Source organism: Mesorhizobium sp. WSM4844, from assembly GCF_055811775.1.
The window spans coordinates 82,150-108,940 of sequence record NZ_JBVVQB010000003.1 but is presented as its reverse complement, the minus strand read 5'-3'; the positions used below and the strand labels follow the sequence as shown (position 1 = coordinate 108,940).

Below are 26,791 nucleotides of genomic sequence, written 5' to 3'. Positions count from 1 at the left end.
GCGTCCGTCAGATTTCGAAGTCGATGTCCGCGGGCGCAATCATCGACCAATCGCACAATGTCTTGTCCGGCTCTCATAATCGTCACGCCGAGGCTCCTCGGTATGTTCCCTATCGGCGTCTCTGGGGGGCTACCATTGCGGGCGGAGTCAATATTCTCACCGACGTGCCACCAGCCCTGGCGGCCGCCCGGCGCTTTCGCCATTTGCGGATGGCGGCTGGAAACCTTATATAATTGACCTTGTGCATGCTGCGGCGTGCGCAGATCAATCGTAGAGAAGGATACAGATGCCGGACTCGGATGCGGCGATACCTCGAATTGCTCTCATTTCAACCCACGGCTACGTAGCAGCCAACCCGCCACTGGGCGCGGCCGATACCGGCGGACAGGTGGTCTATGTCCTGGAACTTGCCAAAAAGCTGGCTCAGCTGGGTTATGCCGTCGATATCTGGACGCGACGATTTGAAGACCAGCCTCCTGTCGATGAAGTGGCCGACGGGGTTCGCGTCCTGCGTGTCGCCTGTGGCGGACCCGATTTTATTCCGAAGGAATATCTCCACCGCCACCTTCTCGAGTGGTGTGAAAACGCGCTGCGCCTGATTCGCCGGGAAAATCTCTCCTACGACTTCATCAACAGTCACTACTGGGATGCGGGCGTGGCGGGGCAGCGACTGTCGGAAGCGCTCACTGTCCCGCACATCCATACGCCGCATTCGCTTGGCATATGGAAGCAGCGCCAGATGAAGACGGACTACCCTGACAAGGCCGATACGTTCGAGGCCGAGTTCAATTTCACCGAGCGCATCAAGCACGAGACGATCATCTATCGAAGCTGCGCCATGGTGATCGCAACAACGCCGCCGCAGGTCGACATGCTGGTCGAGGACTACAGCCTCGAGCGCGACCGCGTGCACATGATCCCGCCCGGTTACGACGACAACCGGTTCTTTCCCGTCAGCGAGGCGTCTCGCCGGTTGATCCGCCATCGGCTCGGCTTCGAAGGGCGAACGGTCCTGGCGCTCGGCCGGCTCGCCACCAACAAGGGCTACGACCTGCTGATCGATGCGTTTTCAGTGGTGGCGCCGCGTGTGCCGGATGCGGTCCTGAGGCTCGCTGTCGGCGGCGAGAACATGGACGAGCAGGAACAGAAGATCCTCAACCAGCTCAAGCAACAGGTCGAACAGCTAGGCTTGCAGGATCGTGTCGTCTTCTCCGGCTATGTTGCCGACGAGGATCTCGCCGACACCTATCGGGCGGCGGACATGTTCGTCCTGTCGAGCCGCTACGAGCCGTTCGGCATGACCGCGATCGAAGCAATGGCTTGCGGAACGCCGACCGTGGTTACGATCCATGGCGGCCTCTATCGCGGGATCAGCTATGGCCGGCATGCGCTTTTTGGCGATCCGTTCGACAAGGAAGACCTCGGCATCACCATCGTCAAGCCGATGAAGCACCAGCGCCTCTACGGCCGCTTGGGCCGTATGGGCGCGCACAAGGCGCGCAGCCTGTTCACCTGGACAGGCATCGCGCAGCAGCTGGTCAGCCTTGTCGAAGGACGTCCGGTGCTGAAGGCGGTCGACGATCATGACTGGGACGAGCCGTGGAACGACGGCGATTGAAACCGATCGCGCTTTTGTCGAGTGATCTCGACGGGACCCTGGCGGGCGACGCGCCGGCGACGTCACGCTTTCGGTTGAAATGGCAAGCGCTCGATCCCGAGCACCGGCCGGTTCTCGTCTACAACAGCGGTCGCCTGGCCGACGATATCTTGAACTTCGTCGACGAAGTCGGCCTGCCAGCGCCGGACTATGTGATCGGCGGTGTCGGCACGATGCTCGCCGGTCCGCGGCACACCTCTGTTCTCGGGCATTTTGCCCAAAGGTTTTCGGAAGGCTGGTCGCTTGAAAAGGTCGATGCGGTGCTCGGGTCGCTCAAAGACACCGTCCGCCAGCCCGACGGCTATCAGCACGCCTTCAAATCGAGCTGGTACCTGCTCGACGCAAGTCCCGAAACCCTTGCCAGCATCGAGCGCGCTCTGGCCGAGGCCGGCCTGTCGGTGACGATGGTCTATTCGAGCGGACGCGATCTCGACATCCTGCCGCGCTCAGCAGACAAGGGCCAGGCGCTGGCCTGGCTCTGCAATGAGCTCGGCATCGGCCTCGATGAGGTGGTCGTCGCCGGCGATACCAACAACGATCGCAGCATGTTCGAGCTGCCCGGGGCGCGTGGAATTGTCGTCGCCAATGCCCTTCCTGAACTGCTTGACATGGCGCGGAACAACCGGCTGATCTACAGCGCCAAGGAACAGTTCGCCCTTGGCGTCGTCGAAGGCCTCGTTCATTGGTCGGTGTTTGCGGACGCCCGATCCTGAACTGGAAATATTTATCTCCTTGTCACGGTTTGAGCGCCCATACCGTCGCGTGTAGTACGGCGCCGGTTTCGGCGATGAGACGTGCCGATTGCACCGGATCAAAACCGCTGATCCGTTTCGTGCCAGCCCAACGACCGCGATCCGCAAATACCTCGATCGATCCGTAGTCGAGGAATATCCGCAGCCGTTTTGGACGGGCTCCCTTGGCAATATAGTGAGGGGATTCCACTGCGTCGTCTCCATGACGAATGGCAAGTCCCTCGTCGTCGACGACAACCTCGAGCCGGACGGTTGGATGTTGCAGCTTCAGGTGGAAATGGGCACCCGGCTTTTCCAGCTCGAACAGGATTTCGACGGCGCCGTTGATAAAGCTTACCTGCTCTCCGGCTGCGAGGCGTGTCCGGTCCAGAATATGGCTCCGCAGGCTCTCGGCAGCGCCGATGGGCGGGGTGTGCAACTCGCCTGCGGACAGATGGATATTGCGAGGCAACGTCATGGCTGTGGGGAAATCGATCGCCGGTCCGGTGTCGGCCCAGTTGGCAAGCCAGCCTATGCCGACAATGGCATCACCGTCGGCGAAGGCCTGGAAGGCGTAATTATCCGTCCCGAAGTCCAGTTCCTGTTCGAATTCCTTGGCAAAGGTCCGACCATCGAACCAGCCGACAATGGCCATTGTCAGGTTCTTGCGCCGGGTCGACCGGTCCTCACTGTTCATCAGCCCGACAATCAGGACCCAGCGCGTCGCTGGATCGGTCGCAGGCCCGTCGAGCGGCAGCAGACAGGGACATTCGATCGCCGTCGTCCGATAGTGTTTCTCGACCAGAAGCTTGCCGACATACGTCCATCCGGTGGCGGCCGTATGGTCAAGGGTTTCGTAGAGCAGGACAACGCCGCCTTCATCGCTCTGGCTGCCCAGCAGCATTTTCCAAAGGCCATCCGGTCCCCTGAAGACGTATGGGTCACGAAAATCCGCTGTCAATCCCTGGTCAAGCGGGCGGTATGGCAGGATGACGTGCGCATCTCCCGCCATGATGAGGTCGCTGGAAGTGGCCGTGAGTTGGATCTGCTGTTCCGGGATACGGTCCTGTACCTGCTCGGTGAAAAAGACGCGAATGCCCGGGCCATCGGCAAGCGGGATGGCCGAGCCGGAATAGGCGCCGCCCCGTTTGTCGGGCCTGGCGGTGAGGTCTTCCGACGGAAACAGGAAGATTGGCATGTGACGCCACCGCAAATAATCGGAAGAGACGGCGTGCCCCCAATGCATCGTGTTCCAGCGAAGCCCATGCGAATAATGCTGATAGAACAGATGTGGGCGGCCTCCAAACCGGCCAAATCCGTTCGGATCGTTCATCCAGCCGAACGGCGGACGAAAATGATAGCTGTCGGGGATGTTCGGTGGGGCATTTCCCGGATTGGTGTGGAGAACTGTAATGCCTGTCTCCAGCACGTCGGCCAATGCGAACCAGTAGGCAACCGAAACCGAGGTCTGATCCGCATCGTAATCCAGTTCGACACTGCCGCCGCCGAAGACGTGAAAAATTCTGAATTCATGCTCTTCGGCGTTCGCGACGCTCACCTCGCCGAACTTGCCGCGAACGTTGGAAAACGACAGCGAGCCTGGAACGTCCGGCCTGGTCGCCTTGAGCCAGATATGGAAGGTGGCGTTGACCGGCAGATCGGCATGCAGGCTTCGAATGGTGTTCCCGGCCGCAATCCTTACCTGGCTGTCACTCATAAATAGGGCTCCGTTGCGTGCGGCTTTCCCAGGCAAAACCGGATGCTCGACCTGGAATGCATTGCAGAAGGTTAAGGCTGGATTTTGACTTTGGCAAAGTCATTCCCCAGGATCGACAGTCCTTGAGGTCAATCGCCGCACGGATCGCCGCCTGCAACTGCTGAACTCGCGGCGTAAGAAGGTTGACGGCTCGCAGAGCATGATTGCATTGTCCGACGGCGTATCACCTTCTCTTTTCCGCGGGTTTCGACCCGCGGCGCAATCCCGTGCAGCCATTGTCCAGATCGGCCAACCAGTTGTCCGCATACGATGGAACGACGAACGGGACCCCGCCCGTCCGGACCGACTGCCGGGTTGGATCGGACCGTCGGTCCTGCGCTATGGTTGAAAGCTGGATTTAGGAGGAGCTCATGGCCATCGGCCCTGACACCAAAGGCGTCTACACCATTGCCCCGACGCCGTTCGAGGCGGATGGCAAGATCGACTGGGAATCGCTTGATTCGATGGTCGATTTCTACGAGCGCTGCGGCGTCGATGGGATGACAATCCTCGGCATCATGGGTGACGCCCTGAAGCTCGACGCCGGCGAATCGATCGAGATCGTCAAACGTGTCGCGGCACGCACCAGGCTGCCGGTCATCGTCGGCGTCTCCGCCCCCGGCTTCGCAGCCATGCGCAGCCTTGCGCGCGCCGCGATAGAGGTTGGCGCGCAGGGCGTGATGATCGCGCCGCCGCCGGCGCTGCGCACCGACGACCAGATCGTCACCTATTTCCGCAACGCATCCGAAGCGGTCGGCGAGGATGTTCCTTTCGTCCTGCAGGATTATCCACTGACCCTTTCGGTCATCATGACGCCGGCCGTCATCCGCCGCATCGTCACCGACAACCCGGCCTGCTTCATGCTCAAGCACGAGGACTGGCCGGGCCTGGAGAAGATCAGCGCGCTGCGCGGCTTCCAGAAGGACGGCTCGCTGCGGCCGCTGTCGATCCTTACCGGTAATGGCGGCCTCTTTCTCGACTTCGAGATGGAGCGCGGTGCCGACGGCGCGATGACCGGCTATGCCTTCCCCGATATGCTGGTCGACATGGTGAAACTGTCTGCCGCCGGCGAGCGCGACAAGGCGCACGATCTTTTCGACGCCCACCTGCCCTATCTGCGCTATGAGCAGCAACCCGGCGTGGGGCTTGCAGTACGAAAATATGTGATGATGAAGCGCGGCGCCATCGCGTCGGACGCCCAGCGCAAGCCGGGCAGTGCATTGTCGGCGGCGGCCAGACAAGAGGTCGACTATTTGCTCATGCGGCTGGAAAGTCGCGCTTAAAGCGCTTGCGTCTCGATGGAACCAAAACCGCAAAACCGCGCCCTTACTCTTTGTTTTGACGTGCCTTATCGAACGCCAAACGAAGACGTTTGGCTGCCTGATGCTCCAGCTTTCGTCTTCAGCTTTTCGACTTTTGGTCGCGGATTTGAGCCTCGACCGAAGGCGCATTGACGCCGGGTCCGGCCGGCGAACGGGCCAAGGGGAGCGAGTGGCACCACCGGACTGCGCTACGGGCCAGGGTCCGCAGCGCCTCGGCTCGCGCCTGGCGCGCCCTATGCTCCAGCGCCAGCAGATCCAAAGGACCCCGCCGCTGCCGCCAGCTGAACACGAGATCATCGATTTCGCAGGTTTGCCGATCCTTGTTCGGACACATCGATGTTGTCTCTCCCGGTTCGTTGGGAAAAAGCCATACCGAAGCGAGTCAGCGGCTGGATCGCCGATAGAAGGCGTGTTTTCTGCGCGAGCCGTAGCGCTTCTCGTAAAGTGGTCGCAGCAACGACTGAATGTCAGGGTCTGACACGCGCCTGCCTGCGGTTCTTGCGGCGTTCTTGATTTCCTCGATCTGTCCATCGAGGGCTCGGCGCACTTCGTGCGGAAAAATGCCGTTTCGATACATCGCGCTCTCCTGATTGACGAGAATGTTTGGCGCGATAGTCGATGGGCGGCACTACGGGATGATTTCAAGGGAGGAGGAATTTGATTACAGTTGTAGCAACCGAGATCAGCGCATTGTCGCCGGCAACCACAGGGCAATCTGCGGGAAGATGATCAGCAGCACTGTCGTCGCGACGAGCGCAATCGTCAGGATGCTGGTGCCCTTGTAGACTTTCGTCAGGTCGGCTCCCGCGGTTGTGCCAACGACGAACGCGACAAGGCCGACCGGCGGGAAGACTAGCCCGATAGTGACCATCATCATGGAAACGACGCCGAACCAGATCGGATCGAAGCCGAGCGAAGTGATGAGCGGGAACGTCAGTTGCAACGTCAGAAGCAGCAGCGGAATCTCGTCCATGAACATGCTGATGACGAAGTAGACCGCCAAAATTCCGATGATCACCATCCAGCGATTGAGATCCATCGCGGTCACCAACGCAACCATCTCCTGCGGGATACGGCTAAGCGTCATGTAGTGGCCGAACAAGGTCGCGCCGATCAGGATCAGGAAAATCATCGCGGAGGTGCGAATCGTCGATTTCAGCGCCTGCAAAACGTCGTGCGCCGACAGCCTGCCTAATGCGACGCCGATCACGCCCGCCATCAACGCGCCCACCGCACCGACCTCGGTCGGCGTCGCGATTCCGAGGTAGAGCAGCGCGATCACGACGACGATGAGCAACAGGCTCGGCCATACGCGCGCCAGGCTTGCCCAGCGCTCCCTGGCCGGAGCGCGATAGGTCTTAGGTGCATGCGCCGGGCTTATCGTGACCCAGAGATAGATCGTCAATGCCAGCAGCATGCCGGCCAGAATGCCGGGCACGATGCCGGCGACCAGCAGCTTGCCGACGGAAGTTTGCGTGGCAAGCCCGTAGATCACCATGGCGACGCTTGGCGGGATCAGGATGTCGAGCGTGGCGCCGACGCCGATCGCGCCGGCGGCAAGCTCGTCGGAATAGCCGTGCCGGCGCATCTCCGGCATGGCGATTTTCGACATCACCGAGGCCGCGGCGACGCTCGCACCCGACATCGCGCCGAAAACCCCGCAGGAGAATACGGTGGCGATAGCAAGCCCACCGCGGATGCGCGACAGCCAGTTGCTCGCCGCCGTGTAGAGGTCGCGCGCCAGCCCGCTCGAAGCCGAGAAATAGGCCATCAGGATGAACATCGGGATGGTCGTGAGCGCATAGTCCGCCACCGTATCGAATGACGTCAGGGCGACGATGCCCAGCATCTTGGCGAGATCGCCGGTCACCACATAAATGCCCAGCATGCCCGACGCGGCAAGCGCGACCGCGATCGGCACGCCGAGCAGCAGAAGCGCGACCAGTGCGACAAGGGGAAGCGCGGTAAGCATCGGCTAACATTCACGATGGGGCGCGCCCGTCAGGACACGGCGGCCGCCGGTCAGGATTGCCAGCACAAGAACAACGAAGCCGAGCGGGGCCAGCAAGTACGCCGGGCTGACCGGAACTGGAAGCGCACTCAGCGTCGTTGGGTCGGAGAGCGAGCGGTATGCCTGCTGCACGGTCGCCGCCGCGAATACCAGGCAGCACAGTATGGCAATGACGTATGCGAGGCGCTCAGCATTCGATCGCAGCGACCGCGAAAGCCGATCCACAAGAAAGGTCACCCGGACGAAGGCTCCGCCTCGAAATGCGGCAGGCAGGCCGAGAAAGATTGCCGCGGTCATCAAGTATTTCTCGGTGAGCTCGTAGGCGATCAGGATCGGACTGTTCAAAAAATAGCGACAGACGGCGTCGGCGCTGGTCAGCAGCATCATGATTGCGGTCGCGGTGACGGCGACGTAAGCGAGCACGAACTCGCAACGCCGCTGCCACGTGTCGATTCGTCCAAAAACGGTCATGTCGTGGCAAGATGGCATCGTGTCGGACATCGGCTTCTCTGGAGATGAATTTTCGTCGAGGTGTCGTCTCGCTCTGAGAAACGGCGACCGTCAATCGTTCAACATCTCGACGGTGGCTTCGAGAATCTGTCGGGCCTCCCCGTGGCCCTTGGCTTCCATTTTTCTGACCCACGCGTCCCAGAGCGGCTGAGCGGCGATCTTGTTCCAGCGCGCCACCTCGTCCGTCGGCATCGCGTAGCCGATCATCTCACGGTTTTCCGCCTCGGCCCTGTCGAGGGCTGCCTGTTCGGCTGCGTCGAAGAAGTTCCTGCCCCACAATTTCGAACCTTCGAGGCCGCTGACGCTCATGATGGCGTCGCGGATGTCCGTGGGCAGGCTCTCCCATTTCTGTTTGTTGGCGCACAGCGAGCCGTACACGGCAGAAAGCGGCGCGATCGTGTAGTATTTCGCGACCTCGTAAAGCCGGAAGGCATTCACCGCCTCCCAGGGCGCTCCCATGCCGTCGACCACGCCCTTGTCGAGGGCCTGGTAGACATCCGGCATCGGTACCAGTGTCGGCACGGCGCCCAGCGCCTTCATCTGCTCGGTCGGCGGTCCGCCGGTCACGCGTATCTTGAGACCTTTCAGGTCATCCAGCGTCTTCACCTGTTTGCTGGTGGTGAGGAGGAAGTACGGATGGCTCGTCCACAGCGCCAGCGGCTGGATCTCGGCATAGTCCTTCCGCATGGCGGGGAACTTTTCGTAGAGTTTCCACAACACTTCGCTGCCTTTTTCGGCGGACGTGATCGGCAGGCCAGGCAGGGTGATCACGTCCGACAGCGGGGTGATGTCCGGCCAGTAGCCATGGAAGCACCAGCCGATGTCGACGATGCCGGCGCGCACCGCGTTCCACGTTTCCGTCCCTTTCACCAGGGTCTGCCCGGGATAGTGCTCGATCTTCACGCGGCCTTTGGTTGCTTCCTCGATCTTCCTGATCCAGGGCTGCATCGCGTGGACGGAGCCCCAGGAGGTCGGCGGATTCTGGTCGGCCACTGTCAGCGTCACCTCCTGCGCCGGTGCCGCCACGGTCAGCGCAAGTACAACGGCCACGATCCCGATCACCAAGAGAATGTTTCTGACGACGTTACATGACTGGTGATAGCTCATCCTTCGCGCTCCGCTGCTCTCATGTCGAGAACGGCATTGTCTCGGAGAATTTCGCTGCAGAATGATTTCAGCGAGACGGAATTTGGTTACGTCTGTAACAACGGGCAGCGTCGTTGTTGATCGCCCGCGGCGCCTTATGGCACTTTGCTGCGGCAGGCGGCCGCCGGCTCGGTGCCGATGCTGGCCGAACGCCGGCGTCAACAACAACCAGCGTCAACAGCAATGGGAAAAAACGACCCATGGCCAAGGCAGAGGAACTCCGGACCTACATCATCAAGGGTGGCGAGGAGGGGCGGTCGCGGCTCGCCCTCATTTCGCGCGTGCTGGCGCCGGCGACCCGGGCGCTTCTCGACCGCTTCGAACCGCTGAACGGAATGTTGGCGCTGGACGCCGGTTGCGGCGGCGGTGACGTCAGCTTCGAACTGGCGGCTCGGGTCGGTTCAAACGGTCGCGTCGTCGGGTTCGATCTCGATGAAGAGAAGCTGGCGGCGGCCCGCGAAGAGGCCGCCAACCGCGGCCTCGCCAATGTCGCGTTTCACCAGGCCAGCGTGCTCGATCCGTGGCCGGTCTCGGGCGCCGCGTTGGTCTATATCCGGTTCGTGCTCACGCATCTCGCCAGGCCGGAGGACGTGCTGGCGAGAGCGAAGGCGGCACTGGCGCCCGGCGGCGTCTTGATCGTCGAGGACATCGACTATGCCGGCCAGTTCTGCGATCCGCCTTGTCCGGCCGTCGACCGCTATCGCGAGCTCTTTGTCGCGACGCTCAAGGCGCGCGGCGGCGACCCGTTCATCGGCCGCAGGCTGGTCCGCCTTCTGGAGAGCGCGGGCTTTGCCAGTGTCGATACCTGTCTCGTCCAGCCCTTCGGGCGAAGCCGCGACGTCAAGCAGACCACGTCTCTCACCATGGCGGCGATCGCCGAGGCGATCGCGACATCGGGCATCGCCTCCGCCGAAGAAGTCGACCATGTGACGCGCGAGATCAAAGCCTTTGCCGACCGGTCGGACACGACCATATCCCTGCCGCGCATCTTTCAGGCGTGGGGGCGAATGACGTAGCTGAGAGATGCATTGCCTTCCGGCAACAGCCTTGCCGTATGACGGCTTTGCGTCAAACCACGCGGTCAGGGCGCGGCATTCCGCATCCAACCAGCAACGGGACCGCGCAGTGTTCAGTTTGCACAAACAGCCTTGGAAGGACTGCAGGGAAACAAGAAAACGCACAATGAAAATAACAGCTTGTTGGATAAAGCTGGTGCGGTCGAGATGCACCCGCACCTGCGTGTGCTTTTGATATCATTGGCAAATTCGGCAAAACTGGAAAATTTGTGGCACAGTAGGTGGCGCAATTGGTGGTACACGAAGGTGCGGCAAACGGCATATCCGGTTTGCGACATATTCAGCTTGGAAGGCTCCTAGGAACGCAATGAAATCAATGCGCCGTGTCCCTGCCCTTCACAAGACGTGTCAATGTCGAGCATAGGGATAGCTGGCATGTCACCCAGCCGGAGCAGAGCAAAATGAGCGAGATTCCAGACGACATTCACGAAGCAGTTTGGTGCCAGTTCGGAAATAGCAGCTTGGACCTTTCTCGCAGTCGAGATGGAAAATTTATAGAAATTCACGCTTTTATGGAGTTCGCCATGGAGGCCGTTCTCGCCGAGCGCAAGCGGTGTGCCGAGATCTGTTTCGAGCGGGCCGGCGGCGACTTCTTCAGGGACGATCCCAACAGCTACGAAGCAGCATGCGGCCGAGCGATTCTTGGAATTGTGGTTCCGGAAGTCGAGGAATGAACATCGGCGACACAGTGAGGAGGAAATGAGCGACACCGCTGACGATGGCTGGAAACCATCAGACGAGGAGTATCGATATAGACGCCGCACTTGCGCTTGCGCCCGGAGAGAAGTCATGAAAGCAAAATTGACCACTGAGACCACGATTTACATCTGCTGCCCGTACTGCAATGTCGGCAAAAAAAGGGTTGATCATCTGTTCAACGACACAATGCCAAAGGAAGCGGGCCCGTGGCAGTGCGACGACTGTGGCGGCAAATACAAGGTCTCAGTCCTCTCGTCGACCGACGTCGAGGTTGAGCCGTTCGACGATGGCAAGAAGTTCGTAAAGTCCTACGATCTGCTGGTGATCCCGCCGCAGGAGAAGCCAATCTATTTCATAGTGGAGGGCGGCTATCACAGCCCGCACGAGTTTGAAGATAAGGGCAAGGCCTACTTCTACGGCGAGCACACCTGCCCGACGAACTGGCTTCAGAGCGTCGAGGCGATCGTTTCCGAGGGCGACGATGATCCGCACGGGATCGCAGAGTTTGTCCGTACCGTTGATGTCTCTGGCGTCGAACATCCCGGTGGCGATGGCGAGCCGGACTGGAGGGCAGTTTTCCCGGAAGCGTTTGGCGACGGCCAGACGATTGACGGCGATCTGGCCGCGAAGGCGATCCCTCACGAATGACCGCATGGACCGCCAAAGCCGTATGTTGGCGGTGCCAGCGGATCGCGATATCGAGACCCGGAAACCGGGTTACACTCGATAGGATTCCAATCGATCAAGGGGTGCACTGGCGCAGTACGCCTTGAAGGCGCGGCTATGACTTACTGGACCATCGGTTGAGGCTAGACGCACTATCCTTGATCAGGTCGCCGATCATTGCCTCAACCTCGTCACATTTCTCTTGAGCCCTTAGGCGATTGTCGGACCCTTCGGCCGTGGTCAGCAGATACCGCTTTGCCCGTGCACGGAGAAATTTAAGCCCCTGGAACTTCAGTTCTTGGAGCAACGCCGAGGCGAAGAACGGTCCGATCGCACTTATGGTTATCGCGATCCAGGGGGCAATTGCTTCAAAAAACAGCTTCCAGGTTGGTGTTAGATTCGTCGCCGAAATCCAGACGATGAGACCCGAGCCAGCCCCGCCGCCGGCGATCTTTGAAAGGTCGCCCCTTCGTTTCTCGTTAAGCGGCTGCTCTTGTCCTGACATGATTCTCCCGCCGAACACGCTCATGAAGGAGCCGCAGATCCTTGATGTCCGCGGCTTCCAAGTGTTCGGCCGAGAGAGTTCCGATCATCTTGCCCTTGGAGTCGTAAATCTCAACGGCTTTCGGGAAGGCTTCATGAAAAGCGACCTTAAGCAACTTAGCTACCGGATACACCACGGCAGCCGCTGAAAGTATTCCAAGTGTCAGTTGAAGCGTCATCTCATCCATACAGGTCAAGCCCTTGCTTGTTACCCGTCCCCCACCGAAACGCAGCCCAGACTGACAAGTTCCAACTGGGAAAGCAATAGCTGGGCAGTGTAGTCGTCAGGAATGGAGACAAGTTTAATATGTAGGGTTCTTCAAGGCGCCATAAGATTCAAACCCAACTACACTAGCGCGCGGGGTCCCCAGAGAACGCTCCGAGTCGAAATGCCCAGCCGGCGTGATACCAGTCAGCGCCCTTCCCTCGCCTTCCGATAAGGACTCACGTCCACGCGTTTCATCCCGGCGTAGTCGGGAGTGTATGTCAGGCCGACCTGCTTGCCGCCGCACCTGGCGCATTTCAGCTTTGGTGTGAGGTCATCCGACATCGCCGGCGCGTCAGGGCCGAGTTTGACCTTGATCGCCTCCAGGTCGAGCGCCTGATTGTGGTGGCATTTTGGATTGTGGCAGAACGCGATGAGCCGCATCTTGCCATCGATCAGTGATTGCAGTGTCCAGCCTTTCGCCATCCGGTCGATATAGAGCTGGCTCTTGACGATTGCCAAGGCAGCGGCATCATCCGGTGATAGAAGCAGCATCAACCACCAGCGAGCTAGTTCGTCATGAAGCCTGGAATCATGGAAGAAGTCCCGTGGTCGGAATCCATCACGGTTTACGACAAAGAGAATATCACCATCTACCTGCAGATCCTCGACTACTGCGCCGACGAAGCCAGCATAGAAGAGATGGCCGAGCGCATTCTCGGCATCGACCCGGCTCTTGAACCGGTCCGCGCCCGCAACGCTGTTCGCAGTCACATCGACCGGGCGAACTGGATGGTGACGACCGGTTCCAAACACCTGTTCGCCGGCTGACTGCGGCTCACTTGTCGCTGAATCCCTGCACCGAGGCGTGGCGCAGCTTATTCTCGCCGCGCAGTGATTTCACGACGGCCTTGATACCCGGCTCTACCCATTCCACGTCGGGCGTCACCACAGCCTTCGGCAGGCCCTCCGGTGGCCTGGCCTTGGCTTGCTGTATCCGCTGTCGCAATCGCTCCTTGATGGAACGTGTCGTGCTAACGGCAGCCTTGCCGGCATATCGTCCATTGCGTCCGAGGATTGCTTCGGTCTGTTTGCCAGGCTCGCGCTTGATGCCGAGCAGATCGAAGTTGCCAATCTCCCAGCATTTTATCTTGAGCCAGGAGTTGTTCTTGGCGCTGCGATAGGGGCTACCCTGTCTCTTGGAAACCATGCCCTCTAGGCCCATCTTCTCGACGGCTTGGTAGAAATCGTCGCCGCTGCCCTGGATGTGCTGGCTGTACTGGATGATGCCCTCTGCCGGCTTGACCAGATCCCATAAGATCGCCTTGCGCTCGATCGCCGGTAGGGAGCGCAAATCCTTGCCATCGAGGTGCATGATGTCGAAAGCGACGAAGGCCAGCAGTTCGGCGTTCCATGCCATGCGCGAGTGCATTTCGTGAAAATTCGGCCGGCCGTCGGGGTCCGGCGCGATCACCTCGCCGTCGAGGACGAAAGACTTGGCCTTCAGCTTTTCGGCCGCGGCGACGATCGGCCAGTAGCGCTTTGACCAGTCGATGCCGGTGCGGGTGAGTGCCCGAGCGCCGGCCCAATCGAGAATGAGCTGAGTGCGGAACCCGTCGTATTTGATCTCGTGGAGCCAGTCGTTGCTCACTGGCGGGGTTTCGACCAGCACCGGCTCTTGCGGCTTAATGAACTTCAGCCTCGCCCCGCTCATGCAAACTCCAACGCCAACAGACCCGATTCAATAAACTTTGAACGTTTCGGTTCCCGAACGCAAAAAAGCCCGCGCCTCCGGAGGGAAGGACGCGGGCTGATCGGGCCATCCGATCGCACAGCATTGTCTGCGAGAACGTGCTGCAAGGACCGAACTTTCTTCTCAGGGTTGTGTTCCATCCAGACGCGCAAAAAAGCCCGCCGCACCCTTCGGTACAGCGGGCCTTAATTTTTTGCGACCAGATTGGAGGTTCAATCGGCCGGCGTGAAGTCGAGATAGTATTCCTTACCCGCTTCGAACTGACCGACAAGCGAGGGGTTGGCGACCTGCAACTGCAGCGACGCCGATGGCGAGTACTTCGCGTAGGTGTTGTTTTCGTCGCTGCCATCCTCAGGATACTTGGATGCCGCGACAGCATGGAAGTAGAGTGTTTCGCTGTTTGGGGCATTTTGCTTGTCGATGTGGTGCAGGCGCAGCTTCGCGCGCATCTTAGGCATGGTCTTCTCCATGTTGGGGATGCCCGGAACCGCCGGGCGCGGATTTGCGGCGGTCAGCCAGCCGGCTGCTCTGGCGTTAGCGGCTCGAGCGGGGCCGGCGCATGCGTGATGATGAAGTCCACCGCCGGGGCGCGAACGACGATCGGCTTCGTCAGCTTTTGCCAGAGGTTGCAGATATAGGAGAAGCGGGCATCGTAGCGCGCCTTGCCGACCGCGGCGGCCAGGGGAATGGTGACCGAGCGCTGATAGCTCTCCCGGCCTTCAGGCGGATAGGCATCGATCAACGCGCGCCGGCCAACCGTATAGGTCGAAGGCACGTGAATGGTGCCTTCCGAATCGGTCACAAAGCGCTCGACCGTGGCAGCACATATCCGGCTCTGGACGACGGTGTACTGGATGTCGAGGACACCGCCCTGTGGAACTTCTGGCGTCAGGACCGTCGCCTGTTCGAACGCGATCGGCGGATCTCTGTCCAGCGCCGAAGAAACCATCACGGCAACGCCCACACCGGCGAGCGCGGCCATGATGAACACCATCGCCGCCGGCACGTCGACCTTGCGCCAGAAGGCGTTCCATGACCGCTTCAGGATCATTGCTTGCCTCCGGAGGCGCCGAAATAGGCCATGACCTGGTTGAGCGCCACCAGCGTGCCGGCGACGAACAACAGAAGCTTTGTCGCCGTCTTGGCGACCCACGCCGTCCGCGTCCACAATTCCACGATCTTGAAGCCGGCCTGGAATTTCTCCTGCTCCAGGGCGAGAAATAGATCGAGGCGTTCGCGTTGGTATTTTGGCAGTTTTCCCGCCCAGATAAGCGCTGATCGTTCTTCTGTGGTAAGCCGGTCCAACCATCCTACCGTCTCCGGGTCGATGTCGAGGAGCCTGCGCGGCAGCTTTCGATCGTCACCATTTTCAGTCATCAGTTCCCCGCCCGTGCCTCTGCTCAGTTTTTCAGTTCGGCACGCCGCCCGGCGCTGGCCTTGCTATGCCGGTCGCATTCGTCCGGCTTGTAAAAGCCGATGGCGCAGCCCGGCGCCATCGTGCGATCGATCCGGTTCTGATCATCGGCCGTCTTGCCCTGGGCGCCAGCAAGGCTGCTACCGAGGGCCGAGCGTAGCGCGGGAACACCGCTGACGCCGGAAGTCCCACACCCCACCAGCAGCAATGCACTCGTCAAGAGAGCGGCTGGCCTCAATGCCCTTGCGAATCGCATCCTGGTTGTCCTTCTGGATCTGGTCGCGGACCTCTTCCGCGCCTTTGTGCTTGACGTAGGCATAGACGCCCCACGCCGCGCCCGAGGCGGCGAGGACGGCGACACCGATGGAGATGATGCCGGCGAGTGTGCGATTGACGCCCAGCAGGCCTGCGACGATACCGATGAGCACCGACATCAGCAGCCCCTCAGGGCGCCGTTGTGTAGGAAGCCATGAAAGCCGGGAACTGCTATCGAGCCTGCCCCGGCCGAGCACGTGTTTCCGTTTTTGTCGACATGCAGCGTGCCATCTTCCGGGCGGCCGTGACGGACCCAGCAGAAATGCTCGTTGTCATCCGGCTTCGTGCAGTTGCTAGCGCGGCTGTCGATGTGCCAGTCGTGATTGCCCGGAAGCTTCACCACGAGCGACCGATGATCGGGGCCAACCAAATAGCCGCTTCCGGTGGGACCCTCCTTGCGACGCTCGGAAATCCACCAGGCATCCCAGCAAGCGCCGACCGGCGCCTTGTCGAGCGTGGAGCGCTCGCCTGTCGCCTCGCAGATGTAGATTTGCCTGCCGAAGAGTTGATGGGGATCGTCATTACCGAACGACCGACCGCACGCATCGCATAGTTTAGGCCAACGCGGGTCGCCTTCCGGCGGCTTTCGATTGTCCCTGTCACCGGCAATATAGCCATCCTTGGTGTAGAGGATGTCGGCTTCGCCAAGTTCGTACATGGCGTTGCAATAGCCGCCCGTCGCCGAGCATTTGTGCTGATCGCTCGACGTATACCGGCGAAGCCACTGGCGTTCGCGATCCGTCGGCTCCCACCACGATATCTTGACCTCGCTCATCGCCGCGCTCCGGTCTTGAACGCTTCGACGCCCTTGGTCTCGCCGTGGCGCGCGATCAGGAACAGGCCCCCGGCGACGCCGGCGATCGCCAGCATCCACATCCAGCCAGGCACATCGCCGGCGGCATCCTTGACCGGCTGCATGAAACCGGAAGCCTCGTCGAGATTGCCGAGAATGCCGTCGAAGAAGCTACCGATCAGCGCGGCGATGCCGGTGAAGAAGGCGCCGATCTTAGTCAGCCAGTTAGTGCGAACCTCCGGCACTTTTTCACGCACGATCTCGGGCGGCGCTTCGCTGCGCGCCGGCGCCAGCACGCGCGGCTTGGCCTTCTGCAGCGCCAAGAGCAGCGCATCGTCGATGCCGTCGCCTTCCGGCAAGCCATTCTCGGCGCGGAAGGCGCGGATCGCTGTCGCCGTCATTGTGCCGGTCTTCCCATCGATGCCGCCGACTTCGGTGTAGCCCAGATCCTTCAGCTGCTGCTGGACGCGCTCGATCGTTTCCTTGTCGACGGCCGGCGCTGCCGGTTCGGAAGTAGCTCCGGCCGCGAGCTCGGCCGAGAGCTCCTCGGCAGCGACCACGGAAGGCGCTTTCTTCATAGCGGGCCTAGGCGTCGTAGCGTCTCTCGGCGGCAACGGCGTATCGCGGATCTTCTGCCACTTTGCGAAGGCGGCCGAGATCTTCGAATCGTAACGGTTCTTCTTGTAACCGGCCCCGTTGTAGCCCCTGGCGAAGCCGGCCCAGTTGTGGTTGCGCAGCTCGTCGTCGAGCTTGTTGGCCTTGATGAACCTGACCGCGGCCTCGAGGTGCGCCGCCTCATCCGCCATGAAGGCCTGCACCATCGCCTGCACGGTCCCGAAGCCAGCCGCCTTGAAGTTGTCGCCGAGGATCTGGGTCAGGCCCCACGAAGCCGACTTCAGCGCCGCAGCCTCATCGATCTCCATGGCCGCGACCAGGCGCGGATAGCTGTCCCTGGGATAGGGCTTTGCACCCCATTTGGCATAGGCGAGGCCGGCCTTGACCGCGGCGGTCCGTTTGGCGCCGGCCAGGTTGCGATAAAACACATGCGGCTCGAACAGCAGCTTTGGCCGGCCGTAGCGATCGAAGCCTGATCCTGCCGCCTCGACATCCATGAAGGCGTGCATCTCGTCTTCGCCAACGCCGATCATCGCGCCGATGCGCGATATGTCGCGATCGGCGATGCGCTTCGCGGCGCCCTTGAACGTTTTGTCCATGGTCGTTCCTTTCCGCCCTCGCGGGCAGGTTCAAGTGGTCAGTGATTGTTGTGGTGGCAGTGGCGGTTAGGCTGGCAGTTCCACGATCTCGCCCATGGGGCCGACAATGGTTGTGGCGTCTGAGATATTATGTGGCACCGCGTTGCCGTCGAAGAATGATCGCATGGCCGCGCGCGTCATACCTGCGAAGCCAAAGGTCGTGCCGGCAGCGACAGTAATGCTCGCAGGAAGATAGCCGGTGGCCGTGTAACTAGGGACCAGGTCGCCTATGATGGTGTTCCGGTTGGCAGAAGGACCGAGATCGATGTTGACCAGGAACGCGCTACTGGTTGTGCCGAAAGCAGTAAGATGCCTGCCGGCGGGACTTTTATCTTGAAGCCCGCGCGCCAGGAGTGTCGGAGCTGCGTTGCCGGTGAAACCGCGCCAGATCAAATACTTGCTGACCGTGCCGAGAACAACCGGCCGTTCGTCTTCCGAATAAACGTCGAGATCCCATGACTCGAAGACTTCGCCAGAGGTCATGAACTTATACAGACCAGTCCGGTTGTTAGAATTGTTGAGCGATCGATTATTTAGGCGAACGCTACCGCCGCGCAAGATTTTCAGACTGCTACCGGGCGTAAATGCCTCGTCAACACCATTCAGTTCGACCCTGCCAAGCACAATACCATTGACGGCGAACGGTTGCGTAACAGACATTTGCCCAAGGCCAAGGCCGTTGGTCACACTATTAAATCGTAACAGTCCCGGTATTTGGAGACTTCTGTAGCACTGATTTCCGGATCCGTGCCCGCCTATACCATAACCGGAATTATTCACTTCGATAATGTCGGCAGGCCATACCAGATCAATATTGCGATATGTGCCGGTATAGATGTTGATGCCCTCGCCGGATGCTCTACCAACAATATCGCCCGACATGCCAACCATCGGCACACCGTCAAATTGACACTTATACCCACCGTAAATCACCGGCCCAACATGCGCGTGTTGGCCGAAGTCCTTAGAGTTGAAGTTTTTGTGTACAGGGATATTACCCACTGATGCAGACTTTTCAAAGTCCTTCCAAGCGCCACCCTTCACCGTGATGTTGTCTTGCGTCCCGCCGATAAACTGCATCGCAATAGCTATATCAGCTACAGAGATATCGGCACCGGTAGGGTCTGCGCCCGTCACGCGGTTTATGTAAATAGTATAGCCAGTCGCATTGATGTCGCTGCGAGGATCTTGCACGGCCGAGCCGGTGCGATAGATCGTGAAGCTTCCGGGTGCAGCATCAACCGCCGCTTTGTTGGCCGCAATATCAGCGCCACCAACTTTCCAAGTCAGCAAAGTTTCGCCATCCCAGACTTGATAGTTCCACGTGGCGGAAAGTACACCGGCGTTTTGTGTCGCCTCGCGGAAGGTTACATCTTTACTGTAAGAGGTGCCTTCCAGCGTCCATGCACCGGTTATATGCTGCCTTGCATCAATGACAGCAGGTTCCAGCCCAATACCTACCATGTTAATATCGGTGGCCGTGCGATAAGCCAGAACCTTGTGATTTACGCCGCCTTGCAGGGCAAGCGTCTGACCGGCCGTAACGTTGTCCAGACCCTTATCAATGGTCAGGTAGGGTAGTTCTTCCGAACCGGCATTGGCGTCCAGACCGTAGGACGTTACCCACTTGCTCGCCGCCAGTCTGCCATCTGCCGATGCTTTTGCTCGCGCAATATGGAGATTTGCAGCCTCAGTATAATCGATGGCCGCAACCGAGGGCGTGACTGTGTTCTTAAGTGAGGTAAGCGCGGTAGCTAGACCCTCTTGCGCCGGCCGTGAAGTTCCTCGCGAAATCCAGATGTCAGAAATCACAACTTGCTTGGCGGCCTTAAGGCCGGAGGCGCGCGTGTCCGGACGCAGAACAATTGATCCCGGCGCGTTGCCATCACCATCATTGCCGGCGAAAACCGCGTGATAGTAGATGTTGTCGGCCATCCTAGTCAGTTCGGCGACAACGCCTGGTCCGGTGCTGTGGGCGGTCATCCGAACCGGAATGGCGAAGATGCCGGAAAAGCCGGCTAACGTGTCGTCGGTGACCACCTTCATATTAGCGTAGACCGTATCCCCGGCGCGGATGTTTGGCCCATTGATGAAGACAATTTCGCTTTGCGTGTCGGCGGCGAGAGTGATCTCCCGTGTCGCCGAATTATAGACAGGAGCCGCGCCGGCGCCGGCAAGCACGCGCATCGAATACGGTCCATCGGCGGCGATGTTGACCGGCATGTCCTCGATCGCCTCCGTCGTGGCCTCTGTGATCGCCTTATGGTCGATGGTGGTGGCCGAAGGCGTATCAGCAGCGACGATAAGCCGGGCCTCGGGGTAAAGGGTTTTCGCCGTGCCCGAGCCAGGGTTGTTGTCGTACTTGACCCGGAATTTGGTGAATGCCGCTTCAACAGCGATGTCTGTCGCGATGTAGTCGTTGCCGACCAGCGTCATGGCCGTGCCGGTGCCGATGATCGAACCGCCATTCCACTGCTCATAGGTCGCGCCATCGATCACGGTGCCGCCTGCATGGACAATGGCAAGATCGCAGCGTTCGGCAATCAGCAGCGCCCGCTCTTCCGCGGTGATCATGATGTCGAACTGCGGTACGCCACCAGCCGGGACCGACACCACGCCGCCAGCCTCGAAGGTGCTGGCGGGTGCGGCATTGGCAATCGGGTAGGTCGCCCGGAACACCTTGGTGCCGCTGTCGAGATCGTAGATTACCCTCGTCTCAGACGATAAGTCGTCCATTCGATCGTCCTGAGCGTCCTCGCGAGCATCAAGAGTGCCGAACGGGCCACGGGCAGCGATGAGCTCACCCTCATAGCCAACAGCGTCCCTTACAAGCTCGATGACAACAGGTGTGGTGTCGAGCGTCGTTATGGTGCCCGTCTTAACGGCCCACTGCTGGCCGGCGTGCGAGCCTTCATCAACGAAGAACGTTGAGTATTGCAACTCGGCAGACGTGTTCGCATCCGCAGCGCGGGAGGCAGCACCGGAAGCCGGAACAACCCAAACGCCGTTTGATGCGGCACCGCCGACAACAGCCTTGGCGATGCGATCGCCAGTGACAAGCACTACACCGTCAAAGGTATCGCCGTTCTCCATGCCTGTCGCCGTAGCGACATCGACTGTGGTGAGCAGCCGCACAGAAAGCAGCGGCGGCTTGGTTCCTGCAAGCAGTAGTGCCTCAGCGGCATCGACGTCAGCCTGCAGGGCATCGACCTGATCTTGGATCGTCTGACCGACGATGCCGCGGATCTCGGACTTCGGCGGCTCTGTCGGCGAACCGCTCGGACCATCGGCATAGACAAGATTGAACGCGTTGCGAATTTCATTCGCCATAGCGAATCGTCCTCTGGATAGAGTTTTGGAGACGGGGCGGTAGGTGCGATGGGCTATTCTTCGGCGGGGCCGATCATCTCGATGGCAAAGCAGCCGCCTTGTTCAGCCTGCAAAGCGGCTATGTGCGCCTCGGCTTTCATCTGATCGCCTTCGAATGTTTCCCCGGTATCGACGAACTTGGACCACGACGAGAGATCGCCTTTGGTCCGCTTCTTCACCGGGACGGGCTGCTCTTTCAGGATTTTCCACTTGGCCATTTTCGATTCCCTGTTACGGCGCAACGTAACCGCCGCAGTTGAAGTAGACCTGCGAGCCGGTCGTGATGTTGGCGATGTTCAAGGCGGTCGCGGCGCTGGATTTGAGTGGCGACGGAAACGACACGCGTAAGGGCGAAACACCAAGCGCCTTGACGAAGCCCCGATAGATGACGGTGGAACCGTCCTTCACAACAAATTCGGTGTCGACGCTGGCGTGCACGTTCTCCGCAGTAAGCCACGTCATGTAGTTGCGCAGGCCGGCAGCGGCGGCGGCCTTTACGGCAATGTCCGAGGTTCCAACTTCGCCACCGGAAGCGGCAGCGTAGGACCAGTCATTCTCTGGTATTGAAAAAGGCTTCTGAATTAGAGCGCCAGCAAGCGTAGTAACCAAGTCGGCGACATCGCCAGATGATACCGCCGTATAGATGGCGCTCAGCGCGCGCGCGGCAATGCGAACCGGGTTACCCGAAATGGCCGCATCATGCGCAGCGATGCCGCTTACAGTAGATGTACCAGAAGAAGATATAGAAGGAAGGGAGTTAAATGCTGGCGACTTTCTAGCGTACCCAACTACGGCAACAGTACCACTGCCGTAAATTGACACACGGGCGCGGAAATACCGCAACAAATTGCCAAATCTAAGGCCGATCGCCGCAGTAGAAGTTATCGCTGTGGCAGACGATCCAATCGTCGCAACATTGAGTCCTCCAGTTGACACCCAATTGGTGTTGTCGTCACTGGTCTCGTAGGCAATCGTGCAAGATGTACCCGCGCTGGTGACTTGCACTGCGGCCGACTCATAGCCGAGCATATCAGCCGTAAAGAGCGTCGCCGCGCTGGTGACTGAGCCTGACACGGCCGATCCATCCAACTGAGACACAGGCAGGCGCGTCGCGTCAGATAGTGATGTCGCACTACTAAGCTTTGCCAGGATGCTGGCGAGCGTAGCTTCCGTTGCTGGTGAGGCGATGATCTTGGCAAGGATCGCCGCCAAGGTCGTCTGCGTAGCGAGATCGATGGGAGCATCAGTCTCGTCGACCATGACCTGACGGCCAAGGTCTCTGCCGCCAACCGTTGTCACCGATCGATTGTGAGAGGTGCCGCCTCCATCGAGGAAGCTTCTATCAGTTCCGGCCATATCGGCTCCTACACGTCAAAGAGGTATTGGCTGTTGGTGGCCACGTTGAAGGCATGGCGGGCAGAGACAGCGGTCGGGATGACGAACCTTGAGGTCGTCCAGTCGCCATAGCTGCCGTTCGATCCGATGAAAGCGGCTTGCACTTCGATCTGCGCTGCCAGTGGGACGGCGTTCGTGTTCAGGACAACTAGACCGGCTGCTGGTGCCGCATCCGGAAACTTTTGCTCGATCCACGCACCGGGAACGCCACCCCCCGTATCGACAACCCGGTAGCGCAACACCGGCGTGACGTCCTCTCGATCCGGGTCAATGATCGCGACGCGAACATAAGCGGAGCCCGATGAACTGACTGCGATCGCCGTGTCGATGACCGGAATTGGGAGACCATCCGAGACGGGCTTCGGCGGAACGGGCGGCGCTGCGCCTTCATCTGTCGCAGGATCCCACGCCTCGATGTCCGGCGGCATGACGACGAAGGTCATCTGGAAGCCGCCTCGAGATACGGACAGGACGGAGCGGCGGTTGTTGACGAGCTTTCCGTTCAGCGACGGAATGCTCACTGGCGTCTGGAGCCTGACCCAAGGAGCATAGATTGCGTTGATGCCGGTGAAGCGGACATCGAGCGAGCCGCGCTTCTTCTGGCGCATCCGAGCGAACTCGCGCTTCGCGAGCCGCCGCGCCTGGCGCCACTGCTGGACCCACAGATAGTTGCCGTCCTGGGGCAACACACGCCCTGCCTGGAGTTGGGCCGGAACGTCCTCGAAATAGTCCGTGTCGGTCGATGTGTAGTCTGTCGCCGGATAGGTGAATTTCGGGACGAGCCGGTTGCACTCCTCCTCGGGAAGGACGTCGTGCTGAATGGTGTAGCCGACGATGTCGGCATCAGTCAGCGTCGCGACGTACTTCTCGCGGAACTTGCCGGCGACGAACAGCAGAGCACCATCGCCTCGCTCGCACATCCAGCCGTCGCATGTGGCGAGGATCGCGTTGGTTCCGGCCTTCGGATCGTGCTCAGTGGTGTCGAAGCCGCCGCACTCGTAGCGCTTTTCCGTGCCGCCTACAGCGCGCGGAACGAGCTCGTCGCAGACATCGGCCTCCTCCTGCCACATGTCGAGGACTGGCAGGATGGCCTTCTTGAAGTCGCGCTTCGTGCCGAACGGGTTGAAACATTCGTGCCAGGCGAGATGAATAGCCGGGTTCTTGGTGAAAACCCACGTCGAAGGATCATCCGGATCCTGCAAGGGATCACGGAAATCCCAGCACAGGGATAATTCGGCAACCACCGACAGGGCCGGCTTTCCATAAGGGAATGCCTTCGGGAAATTCGCCTGCGCCGGCGTGACACAGATCATCGCGACAGAGGCCTGGCCGTCGCCGCGATGGTTGACTGTCCAGATGCCCTGATCGCTGAGCTCGTCCACCAAAACAGGAAACGCGGTCTCCGGAGTGAGGCCTAGACTGTAGAAAATGCGGGCCCTGTTGGAGCCGTAACGATTGGAGTGCAGAGGGTCTTCGACCCCACCGCCCACTTCCAGTGTGACCTTGTCGTCGTTCAGGTAGAAGTCGACATAGGCGTTGATCCGGTGTGCGACGATGGCCTGCACCGAGTACATGTCGCTGTCGACGGACTCCCACAGCATCATTGCGCCGGCCAGCCTCGCAACGCCAACGCCCCAGAAGCGATACGGAATTGGCTGCGTTAGCGGCTGTCGGCCATCCTCCGGCTTGGGCGGCTTTGGCGCCATCGCGTAGGTAAGGCCGACAGTGAGAGCTGTCGTCACAATGGCCGAGGCGATGGCAGCATAGGAGATCGATGTGCCGAACAGCGTGAGCTTCCCTGCACCGAGAATGGCGGTGAAGATCGTCGTGAAGATCGGGTCCCTGTGGACCGGCCACTGATACTCGCCGTTCCAACCCGAGGCGAGAAACTCCTGTGTCGTCGTCGTCTCGAACGCACCGATCCCAGTGCCGTACGAGACGGCACGGCCCTTCAACGCCTCCCGCAGGACGTTATCGAGCGAACTCACGCTATGCGCCATGCCACGCCGGTCCAATCGAGCTTTTTGACCATTGGTCCCCGCGCCGACATCACCGCCCACAGCGGGCCGAACTTGATGCCGGGGATGTCTTTGACTGATGCGCCGTCGGCGTTGAAGCCGGCCATGGCGCGAATGATGCCTATGTCGCCGTCCGCCGGCTGCTGGACGCGCTGGAAGCCCAGAGCGCCGAGCTTTGCCCCGACGAGACTCTCGACGCCTCCAGCGGCCCGCAAAACAGCCTCAGCGTCTTCGGCGGTGAAGTAGGTCCCACGCAGATCGGCGGCAGGATCCTTGCCTGTGGCCTCGAATACCCAGGCGGCGCAGAAGGTCGTGCAGTCATCGCCGCCCATGCCTCCCCACCGCCACCGGTGCGGCAGCCTGATGTATTCTTCCAAGGTCATGGATCTCTCTGATGAACGGGATAGGGTCCCAGCGGCAGCGATGGGAGAGAGGCATGAAGAAGCTTTCAGAGATCGACATTGCAGAGTGGGCTCAGAATGCCGATGGCTCGTTCAACCTTTCACATCTGACAAAGTTGAGATGCCTTCCTCTTGAGCACGGCGGCGTTGCTCTGCGCTTGGTTTTCTCAAATCAGAAGGCTCCCACCGATCGAACAACATCGGACGAAGGCATCCATCAACTGGCACTTTCGACCAATCAAGCTCGCGCAACAGCCGATATCCTTCGGAAGATGGCTGACTTGGTCGATCAGCAGAGCCCGGCACCAAAGGCGGGCAAGACGAATTGATTGCCTCGATCACTTCCTTCAACTCCTAGTAATCTGGCCAGGGCGGCGCCACTCCGCGGCCTAGCCGAGCGACGCCAGAGCAGTACTCGTCTGTAGGATAGAGAGCCTTCTGATGCGCCGGCGTCCACGTCACCTGGGCTGATCGAGACCGGGTGTTGGTGCCGGAGACGACGGCCAGGCTGAGATTTGTCTTCTTGTCTTCGCCGCCCGTGACCGGGGGAGACGATTCCGTTGGATGCGAGGCCGTCCCGGTCCACAGCGCCACAATGCTCGACATCGGCTGGTAATACTGGTCCAGCGTGGTAAAGCCGATTTTCAGATCCTTGCCGCGCACATCCGGCATGGTGTCCACCACCTTCTGGGCAGTGGACGGGTCAATGCCGGCGATGCCGAACTCGACGGAACTCGACTGGCCATTGACCAACACCTCGAGCGTCGGGATGTTGAGCAGTCGGCCGCCGCCGAGATAGACTGTCCCGTCAGGATCGATGCCGTCGACGCCGGCCGGGATGTCGTTCACACCTGCCCAGATGTGCAGACCCGGATCGGTCTCCAGACGAAAGAAGATGCCGAGGATATGGCTTCCAGCCATCGCGTCGAGCACGGCTTGCGGCACGTAGTTGACCGAATACGAGCCGATCAAGCTAGCGTAGGTATCCTGCCAGGCCATTCAGAACGCCTCGACAAATTGAAAGCTGACGCTCGACTGCATGAAGCCGCGCGCCTTCCACGCCAGCGTGAATCCGACGGGGAACTTGGCCACACAGCGCGGCCGGGCGAATTCGATACGGGTTCCCGTTATGACGGCTTCCCGAAGTGGCCGATCGAGAGAGACCACATATTGCGAGCCGCTATAGCTGACGCCATCGACATCGACGGTGACGTCAACAGGGTCGGAGGCCTCCCAGTATCGATAAACGCGCCAGCCCTTGACCGCGTGCGGTATTGAGAACCAGTCCGACCACCGGAGCCTGCGACTGGCCCCGAAGATGTTGATCGTCATCTGGCCGGCGTTGAGGGCTGCATTGGCCCCTACGGTTCCGAACACCGTCGCCTGGCTGTAGCCGGAATCGTCGGAAAACAGGGAGCCGTCAGAATGCGGGATGCCGCCGATTATCGGCTTGGGCACGCCGTTGATCAGCGGGAACGGGCCCATCCAGTCCGAACGAACCGGCACGTTCATGAACCGGAAGGAGCCGTTCATCCGCGCCGCGACCCAGTTGATGTATTCGTGCTCCTCCGGCCTTTGAGCGAAGCAGTTTTCATAGCTGGCGATGAAGACGCCACCGCCTGTGGTTTCGATGGTGACGGATTCGCCGAGGCCATTTCGCCCGCCCTCGATGCCGCCGCCCTTGCTGTCGAACGACATTTCCGACGCCTTGATGAAGTCGATATCGAGCGTGGGCAAACTGGTATAGCGACCCATGCC

Annotated in this window: 30 protein-coding genes; 8 read left to right on the top strand and 22 right to left on the bottom strand. The window is 60.2% G+C overall.

Annotated features, from left to right (window positions below; translation table 11 throughout):
- Window positions 1-286 precede the first annotated feature (286 nt).
- Both AC0L2A_RS04220 and AC0L2A_RS04215 read left to right on the top strand, forming a co-directional pair.
- Window positions 287-1,618: a glycosyltransferase gene (locus AC0L2A_RS04220; protein ID WP_023798878.1), complete on the top strand. Its 1,332-nt coding sequence runs from the start codon at window positions 287-289 to the stop codon at window positions 1,616-1,618.
- Complete coding sequence (locus AC0L2A_RS04215) at window positions 1,615-2,370, top strand: HAD-IIB family hydrolase (RefSeq protein ID WP_473607696.1); 756 nt, start codon at window positions 1,615-1,617, stop codon at window positions 2,368-2,370. The genes AC0L2A_RS04220 and AC0L2A_RS04215 overlap by 4 nt, the downstream gene beginning before the upstream one ends.
- 22 nt (window positions 2,371-2,392) lie before the next feature.
- Here the strand turns inward: AC0L2A_RS04215 and AC0L2A_RS04210 are convergent, their stop codons facing one another.
- A complete protein-coding gene (locus AC0L2A_RS04210; RefSeq protein ID WP_473607695.1) occupies window positions 2,393-4,105 on the bottom strand; it encodes a GH32 C-terminal domain-containing protein in 1,713 nt (570 codons plus the stop codon).
- 410 nt (window positions 4,106-4,515) lie between these two features.
- On the opposite strand from AC0L2A_RS04210, the gene AC0L2A_RS04205 reads away from it, so the two are divergent.
- On the top strand, window positions 4,516-5,427 hold the full coding sequence (locus AC0L2A_RS04205; protein ID WP_473607693.1) for a dihydrodipicolinate synthase family protein: 912 nt from the start codon (window positions 4,516-4,518) through the stop codon (window positions 5,425-5,427).
- A gap of 118 nt (window positions 5,428-5,545) precedes the next feature.
- Here AC0L2A_RS04205 and AC0L2A_RS04200 read toward each other — a convergent pair whose 3' ends face one another.
- From AC0L2A_RS04200 to AC0L2A_RS04185, 4 genes are all read right to left on the bottom strand, one after another.
- The gene (locus AC0L2A_RS04200) at window positions 5,546-5,800 is read right to left on the bottom strand and encodes an RSP_7527 family protein (protein ID WP_473607691.1); all 255 of its coding nucleotides are present in this window, start codon (window positions 5,798-5,800) and stop codon (window positions 5,546-5,548) included.
- A gap of 348 nt (window positions 5,801-6,148) precedes the next feature.
- Entirely contained in the window at window positions 6,149-7,438 is a 1,290-nt protein-coding gene (locus AC0L2A_RS04195) for a TRAP transporter large permease (RefSeq protein ID WP_473607690.1), read from the bottom strand.
- Between the two features lie 3 nt (window positions 7,439-7,441).
- A complete protein-coding gene (locus tag AC0L2A_RS04190; protein ID WP_473607689.1) occupies window positions 7,442-7,978 on the bottom strand; it encodes a TRAP transporter small permease in 537 nt (178 codons plus the stop codon).
- Window positions 7,979-8,038: 60 nt separating this feature from the next.
- Window positions 8,039-9,298: a TRAP transporter substrate-binding protein gene (locus AC0L2A_RS04185; protein WP_473607687.1), complete on the bottom strand. Its 1,260-nt coding sequence runs from the start codon at window positions 9,296-9,298 to the stop codon at window positions 8,039-8,041.
- Window positions 9,299-9,333: 35 nt separating this feature from the next.
- Between AC0L2A_RS04185 and AC0L2A_RS04180 the strand changes: the two genes are divergently transcribed.
- The 3 genes from AC0L2A_RS04180 (at window position 9,334) to AC0L2A_RS04170 (ending at window position 11,556) form a co-directional block, all read left to right on the top strand.
- The gene (locus AC0L2A_RS04180; RefSeq protein ID WP_473607686.1) at window positions 9,334-10,149 is read left to right on the top strand and encodes a methyltransferase domain-containing protein; all 816 of its coding nucleotides are present in this window, start codon (window positions 9,334-9,336) and stop codon (window positions 10,147-10,149) included.
- Window positions 10,150-10,610: 461 nt separating this feature from the next.
- Window positions 10,611-10,883 (top strand): hypothetical protein, encoded by a 273-nt coding sequence (locus AC0L2A_RS04175; RefSeq protein WP_473607685.1) that lies wholly within the window; start codon window positions 10,611-10,613, stop codon window positions 10,881-10,883.
- A 115-nt stretch (window positions 10,884-10,998) separates the two neighbouring features.
- Window positions 10,999-11,556, top strand: coding sequence for a hypothetical protein (locus tag AC0L2A_RS04170; RefSeq protein WP_473607684.1), 558 nt, complete (start codon window positions 10,999-11,001; stop codon window positions 11,554-11,556).
- Between the two features lie 133 nt (window positions 11,557-11,689).
- Here AC0L2A_RS04170 and AC0L2A_RS04165 read toward each other — a convergent pair whose 3' ends face one another.
- The 3 genes from AC0L2A_RS04165 to AC0L2A_RS04155 form a co-directional block, all read right to left on the bottom strand.
- Window positions 11,690-12,103: a hypothetical protein gene (locus AC0L2A_RS04165; RefSeq protein ID WP_473607682.1), complete on the bottom strand. Its 414-nt coding sequence runs from the start codon at window positions 12,101-12,103 to the stop codon at window positions 11,690-11,692.
- A complete protein-coding gene (locus AC0L2A_RS04160) occupies window positions 12,054-12,305 on the bottom strand; it encodes a hypothetical protein (RefSeq protein ID WP_473607681.1) in 252 nt (83 codons plus the stop codon). The genes AC0L2A_RS04165 and AC0L2A_RS04160 overlap by 50 nt, the downstream gene beginning before the upstream one ends.
- A gap of 224 nt (window positions 12,306-12,529) precedes the next feature.
- Window positions 12,530-12,844, bottom strand: coding sequence for a hypothetical protein (locus tag AC0L2A_RS04155; protein ID WP_473607680.1), 315 nt, complete (start codon window positions 12,842-12,844; stop codon window positions 12,530-12,532).
- 72 nt (window positions 12,845-12,916) lie between these two features.
- Between AC0L2A_RS04155 and AC0L2A_RS04150 the strand changes: the two genes are divergently transcribed.
- Window positions 12,917-13,153, top strand: a complete 237-nt coding sequence (locus AC0L2A_RS04150; RefSeq protein ID WP_473607679.1) for a hypothetical protein — start codon at window positions 12,917-12,919, stop codon at window positions 13,151-13,153.
- Window positions 13,154-13,160: 7 nt separating this feature from the next.
- Here the strand turns inward: AC0L2A_RS04150 and AC0L2A_RS04145 are convergent, their stop codons facing one another.
- The 12 genes from AC0L2A_RS04145 to AC0L2A_RS04090 all read right to left on the bottom strand — a co-directional run bounded on the left by AC0L2A_RS04145 (window position 13,161) and on the right by AC0L2A_RS04090 (window position 25,015).
- The gene (locus AC0L2A_RS04145; RefSeq protein WP_473607677.1) at window positions 13,161-14,036 is read right to left on the bottom strand and encodes an ATP-dependent DNA ligase; all 876 of its coding nucleotides are present in this window, start codon (window positions 14,034-14,036) and stop codon (window positions 13,161-13,163) included.
- A gap of 251 nt (window positions 14,037-14,287) precedes the next feature.
- Window positions 14,288-14,533: a hypothetical protein gene (locus AC0L2A_RS04140; RefSeq protein WP_473607676.1), complete on the bottom strand. Its 246-nt coding sequence runs from the start codon at window positions 14,531-14,533 to the stop codon at window positions 14,288-14,290.
- 53 nt (window positions 14,534-14,586) lie between these two features.
- Window positions 14,587-15,126 (bottom strand): hypothetical protein, encoded by a 540-nt coding sequence (locus tag AC0L2A_RS04135; protein WP_473607675.1) that lies wholly within the window; start codon window positions 15,124-15,126, stop codon window positions 14,587-14,589.
- Window positions 15,123-15,452: a hypothetical protein gene (locus tag AC0L2A_RS04130; protein ID WP_473607674.1), complete on the bottom strand. Its 330-nt coding sequence runs from the start codon at window positions 15,450-15,452 to the stop codon at window positions 15,123-15,125. Before AC0L2A_RS04130 ends, AC0L2A_RS04135 begins: the two co-directional genes overlap by 4 nt.
- A 177-nt stretch (window positions 15,453-15,629) precedes the next feature.
- Window positions 15,630-15,923 (bottom strand): hypothetical protein, encoded by a 294-nt coding sequence (locus tag AC0L2A_RS04125; protein WP_473607673.1) that lies wholly within the window; start codon window positions 15,921-15,923, stop codon window positions 15,630-15,632.
- A complete protein-coding gene (locus tag AC0L2A_RS04120) occupies window positions 15,923-16,579 on the bottom strand; it encodes a hypothetical protein (RefSeq protein ID WP_473607672.1) in 657 nt (218 codons plus the stop codon). The genes AC0L2A_RS04125 and AC0L2A_RS04120 overlap by 1 nt, the downstream gene beginning before the upstream one ends.
- A complete protein-coding gene (locus AC0L2A_RS04115) occupies window positions 16,576-17,811 on the bottom strand; it encodes an N-acetylmuramidase domain-containing protein (RefSeq protein ID WP_473607670.1) in 1,236 nt (411 codons plus the stop codon). Before AC0L2A_RS04115 ends, AC0L2A_RS04120 begins: the two co-directional genes overlap by 4 nt.
- Window positions 17,812-17,877: 66 nt before the next feature.
- A complete protein-coding gene (locus AC0L2A_RS04110) occupies window positions 17,878-21,180 on the bottom strand; it encodes a hypothetical protein (protein WP_473607669.1) in 3,303 nt (1,100 codons plus the stop codon).
- 53 nt (window positions 21,181-21,233) lie between these two features.
- Window positions 21,234-21,437 carry a hypothetical protein gene (locus tag AC0L2A_RS04105; RefSeq protein WP_473607668.1) on the bottom strand — a complete coding sequence of 68 codons (204 nt, stop codon included), beginning with the start codon at window positions 21,435-21,437 and terminating at the stop codon, window positions 21,234-21,236.
- A gap of 13 nt (window positions 21,438-21,450) precedes the next feature.
- Window positions 21,451-22,575 carry a hypothetical protein gene (locus AC0L2A_RS04100; protein WP_473607666.1) on the bottom strand — a complete coding sequence of 375 codons (1,125 nt, stop codon included), beginning with the start codon at window positions 22,573-22,575 and terminating at the stop codon, window positions 21,451-21,453.
- A gap of 8 nt (window positions 22,576-22,583) precedes the next feature.
- Window positions 22,584-24,602 carry a phage tail protein gene (locus AC0L2A_RS04095; protein WP_473607665.1) on the bottom strand — a complete coding sequence of 673 codons (2,019 nt, stop codon included), beginning with the start codon at window positions 24,600-24,602 and terminating at the stop codon, window positions 22,584-22,586.
- A complete protein-coding gene (locus tag AC0L2A_RS04090; RefSeq protein ID WP_473607664.1) occupies window positions 24,599-25,015 on the bottom strand; it encodes a DUF6950 family protein in 417 nt (138 codons plus the stop codon). Before AC0L2A_RS04090 ends, AC0L2A_RS04095 begins: the two co-directional genes overlap by 4 nt.
- Window positions 25,016-25,068: 53 nt before the next feature.
- On the opposite strand from AC0L2A_RS04090, the gene AC0L2A_RS04085 reads away from it, so the two are divergent.
- Window positions 25,069-25,362: a hypothetical protein gene (locus AC0L2A_RS04085; protein WP_473607662.1), complete on the top strand. Its 294-nt coding sequence runs from the start codon at window positions 25,069-25,071 to the stop codon at window positions 25,360-25,362.
- A 25-nt stretch (window positions 25,363-25,387) separates the two neighbouring features.
- On the opposite strand, the gene AC0L2A_RS04080 is transcribed toward AC0L2A_RS04085, so the two are convergent.
- Entirely contained in the window at window positions 25,388-26,032 is a 645-nt protein-coding gene (locus tag AC0L2A_RS04080; protein ID WP_473607661.1) for a hypothetical protein, read from the bottom strand.
- Complete coding sequence (locus AC0L2A_RS04075) at window positions 26,033-26,788, bottom strand: hypothetical protein (protein ID WP_473607660.1); 756 nt, start codon at window positions 26,786-26,788, stop codon at window positions 26,033-26,035.
- Window positions 26,789-26,791: the final 3 nt, after the last annotated feature.

What these genes read in the sequence shown, in the direction of transcription:
- AC0L2A_RS04090 (WP_473607664.1), bottom strand. Translation starts at nt 25,015, where the DNA reads ATGACCTTGGAAGAATACATCAGGCTGCCGCACCGGTGGCGGTGGGGA.
- AC0L2A_RS04110 (WP_473607669.1), bottom strand. Translation starts at nt 21,180, where the DNA reads ATGGCGAATGAAATTCGCAACGCGTTCAATCTTGTCTATGCCGATGGT.
- AC0L2A_RS04205 (WP_473607693.1), top strand. Translation starts at nt 4,516, where the DNA reads ATGGCCATCGGCCCTGACACCAAAGGCGTCTACACCATTGCCCCGACG.
- AC0L2A_RS04115 (WP_473607670.1), bottom strand. Translation starts at nt 17,811, where the DNA reads ATGGACAAAACGTTCAAGGGCGCCGCGAAGCGCATCGCCGATCGCGAC.
- AC0L2A_RS04105 (WP_473607668.1), bottom strand. Translation starts at nt 21,437, where the DNA reads ATGGCCAAGTGGAAAATCCTGAAAGAGCAGCCCGTCCCGGTGAAGAAG.
- AC0L2A_RS04125 (WP_473607673.1), bottom strand. Translation starts at nt 15,923, where the DNA reads ATGTCGGTGCTCATCGGTATCGTCGCAGGCCTGCTGGGCGTCAATCGC.
- AC0L2A_RS04075 (WP_473607660.1), bottom strand. Translation starts at nt 26,788, where the DNA reads ATGGGTCGCTATACCAGTTTGCCCACGCTCGATATCGACTTCATCAAG.
- AC0L2A_RS04120 (WP_473607672.1), bottom strand. Translation starts at nt 16,579, where the DNA reads ATGAGCGAGGTCAAGATATCGTGGTGGGAGCCGACGGATCGCGAACGC.
- AC0L2A_RS04145 (WP_473607677.1), bottom strand. Translation starts at nt 14,036, where the DNA reads ATGAGCGGGGCGAGGCTGAAGTTCATTAAGCCGCAAGAGCCGGTGCTG.
- AC0L2A_RS04085 (WP_473607662.1), top strand. Translation starts at nt 25,069, where the DNA reads ATGAAGAAGCTTTCAGAGATCGACATTGCAGAGTGGGCTCAGAATGCC.
- AC0L2A_RS04080 (WP_473607661.1), bottom strand. Translation starts at nt 26,032, where the DNA reads ATGGCCTGGCAGGATACCTACGCTAGCTTGATCGGCTCGTATTCGGTC.
- AC0L2A_RS04200 (WP_473607691.1), bottom strand. Translation starts at nt 5,800, where the DNA reads ATGTGTCCGAACAAGGATCGGCAAACCTGCGAAATCGATGATCTCGTG.
- AC0L2A_RS04135 (WP_473607675.1), bottom strand. Translation starts at nt 15,126, where the DNA reads ATGATCCTGAAGCGGTCATGGAACGCCTTCTGGCGCAAGGTCGACGTG.
- AC0L2A_RS04160 (WP_473607681.1), bottom strand. Translation starts at nt 12,305, where the DNA reads ATGGATGAGATGACGCTTCAACTGACACTTGGAATACTTTCAGCGGCT.
- AC0L2A_RS04210 (WP_473607695.1), bottom strand. Translation starts at nt 4,105, where the DNA reads ATGAGTGACAGCCAGGTAAGGATTGCGGCCGGGAACACCATTCGAAGC.
- AC0L2A_RS04180 (WP_473607686.1), top strand. Translation starts at nt 9,334, where the DNA reads ATGGCCAAGGCAGAGGAACTCCGGACCTACATCATCAAGGGTGGCGAG.
- AC0L2A_RS04190 (WP_473607689.1), bottom strand. Translation starts at nt 7,978, where the DNA reads ATGTCCGACACGATGCCATCTTGCCACGACATGACCGTTTTTGGACGA.
- AC0L2A_RS04165 (WP_473607682.1), bottom strand. Translation starts at nt 12,103, where the DNA reads ATGAGCGTGTTCGGCGGGAGAATCATGTCAGGACAAGAGCAGCCGCTT.
- AC0L2A_RS04195 (WP_473607690.1), bottom strand. Translation starts at nt 7,438, where the DNA reads ATGCTTACCGCGCTTCCCCTTGTCGCACTGGTCGCGCTTCTGCTGCTC.
- AC0L2A_RS04220 (WP_023798878.1), top strand. Translation starts at nt 287, where the DNA reads ATGCCGGACTCGGATGCGGCGATACCTCGAATTGCTCTCATTTCAACC.
- AC0L2A_RS04130 (WP_473607674.1), bottom strand. Translation starts at nt 15,452, where the DNA reads ATGACTGAAAATGGTGACGATCGAAAGCTGCCGCGCAGGCTCCTCGAC.
- AC0L2A_RS04150 (WP_473607679.1), top strand. Translation starts at nt 12,917, where the DNA reads ATGGAAGAAGTCCCGTGGTCGGAATCCATCACGGTTTACGACAAAGAG.
- AC0L2A_RS04170 (WP_473607684.1), top strand. Translation starts at nt 10,999, where the DNA reads ATGAAAGCAAAATTGACCACTGAGACCACGATTTACATCTGCTGCCCG.
- AC0L2A_RS04100 (WP_473607666.1), bottom strand. Translation starts at nt 22,575, where the DNA reads ATGGCCGGAACTGATAGAAGCTTCCTCGATGGAGGCGGCACCTCTCAC.
- AC0L2A_RS04140 (WP_473607676.1), bottom strand. Translation starts at nt 14,533, where the DNA reads ATGCCTAAGATGCGCGCGAAGCTGCGCCTGCACCACATCGACAAGCAA.
- AC0L2A_RS04175 (WP_473607685.1), top strand. Translation starts at nt 10,611, where the DNA reads ATGAGCGAGATTCCAGACGACATTCACGAAGCAGTTTGGTGCCAGTTC.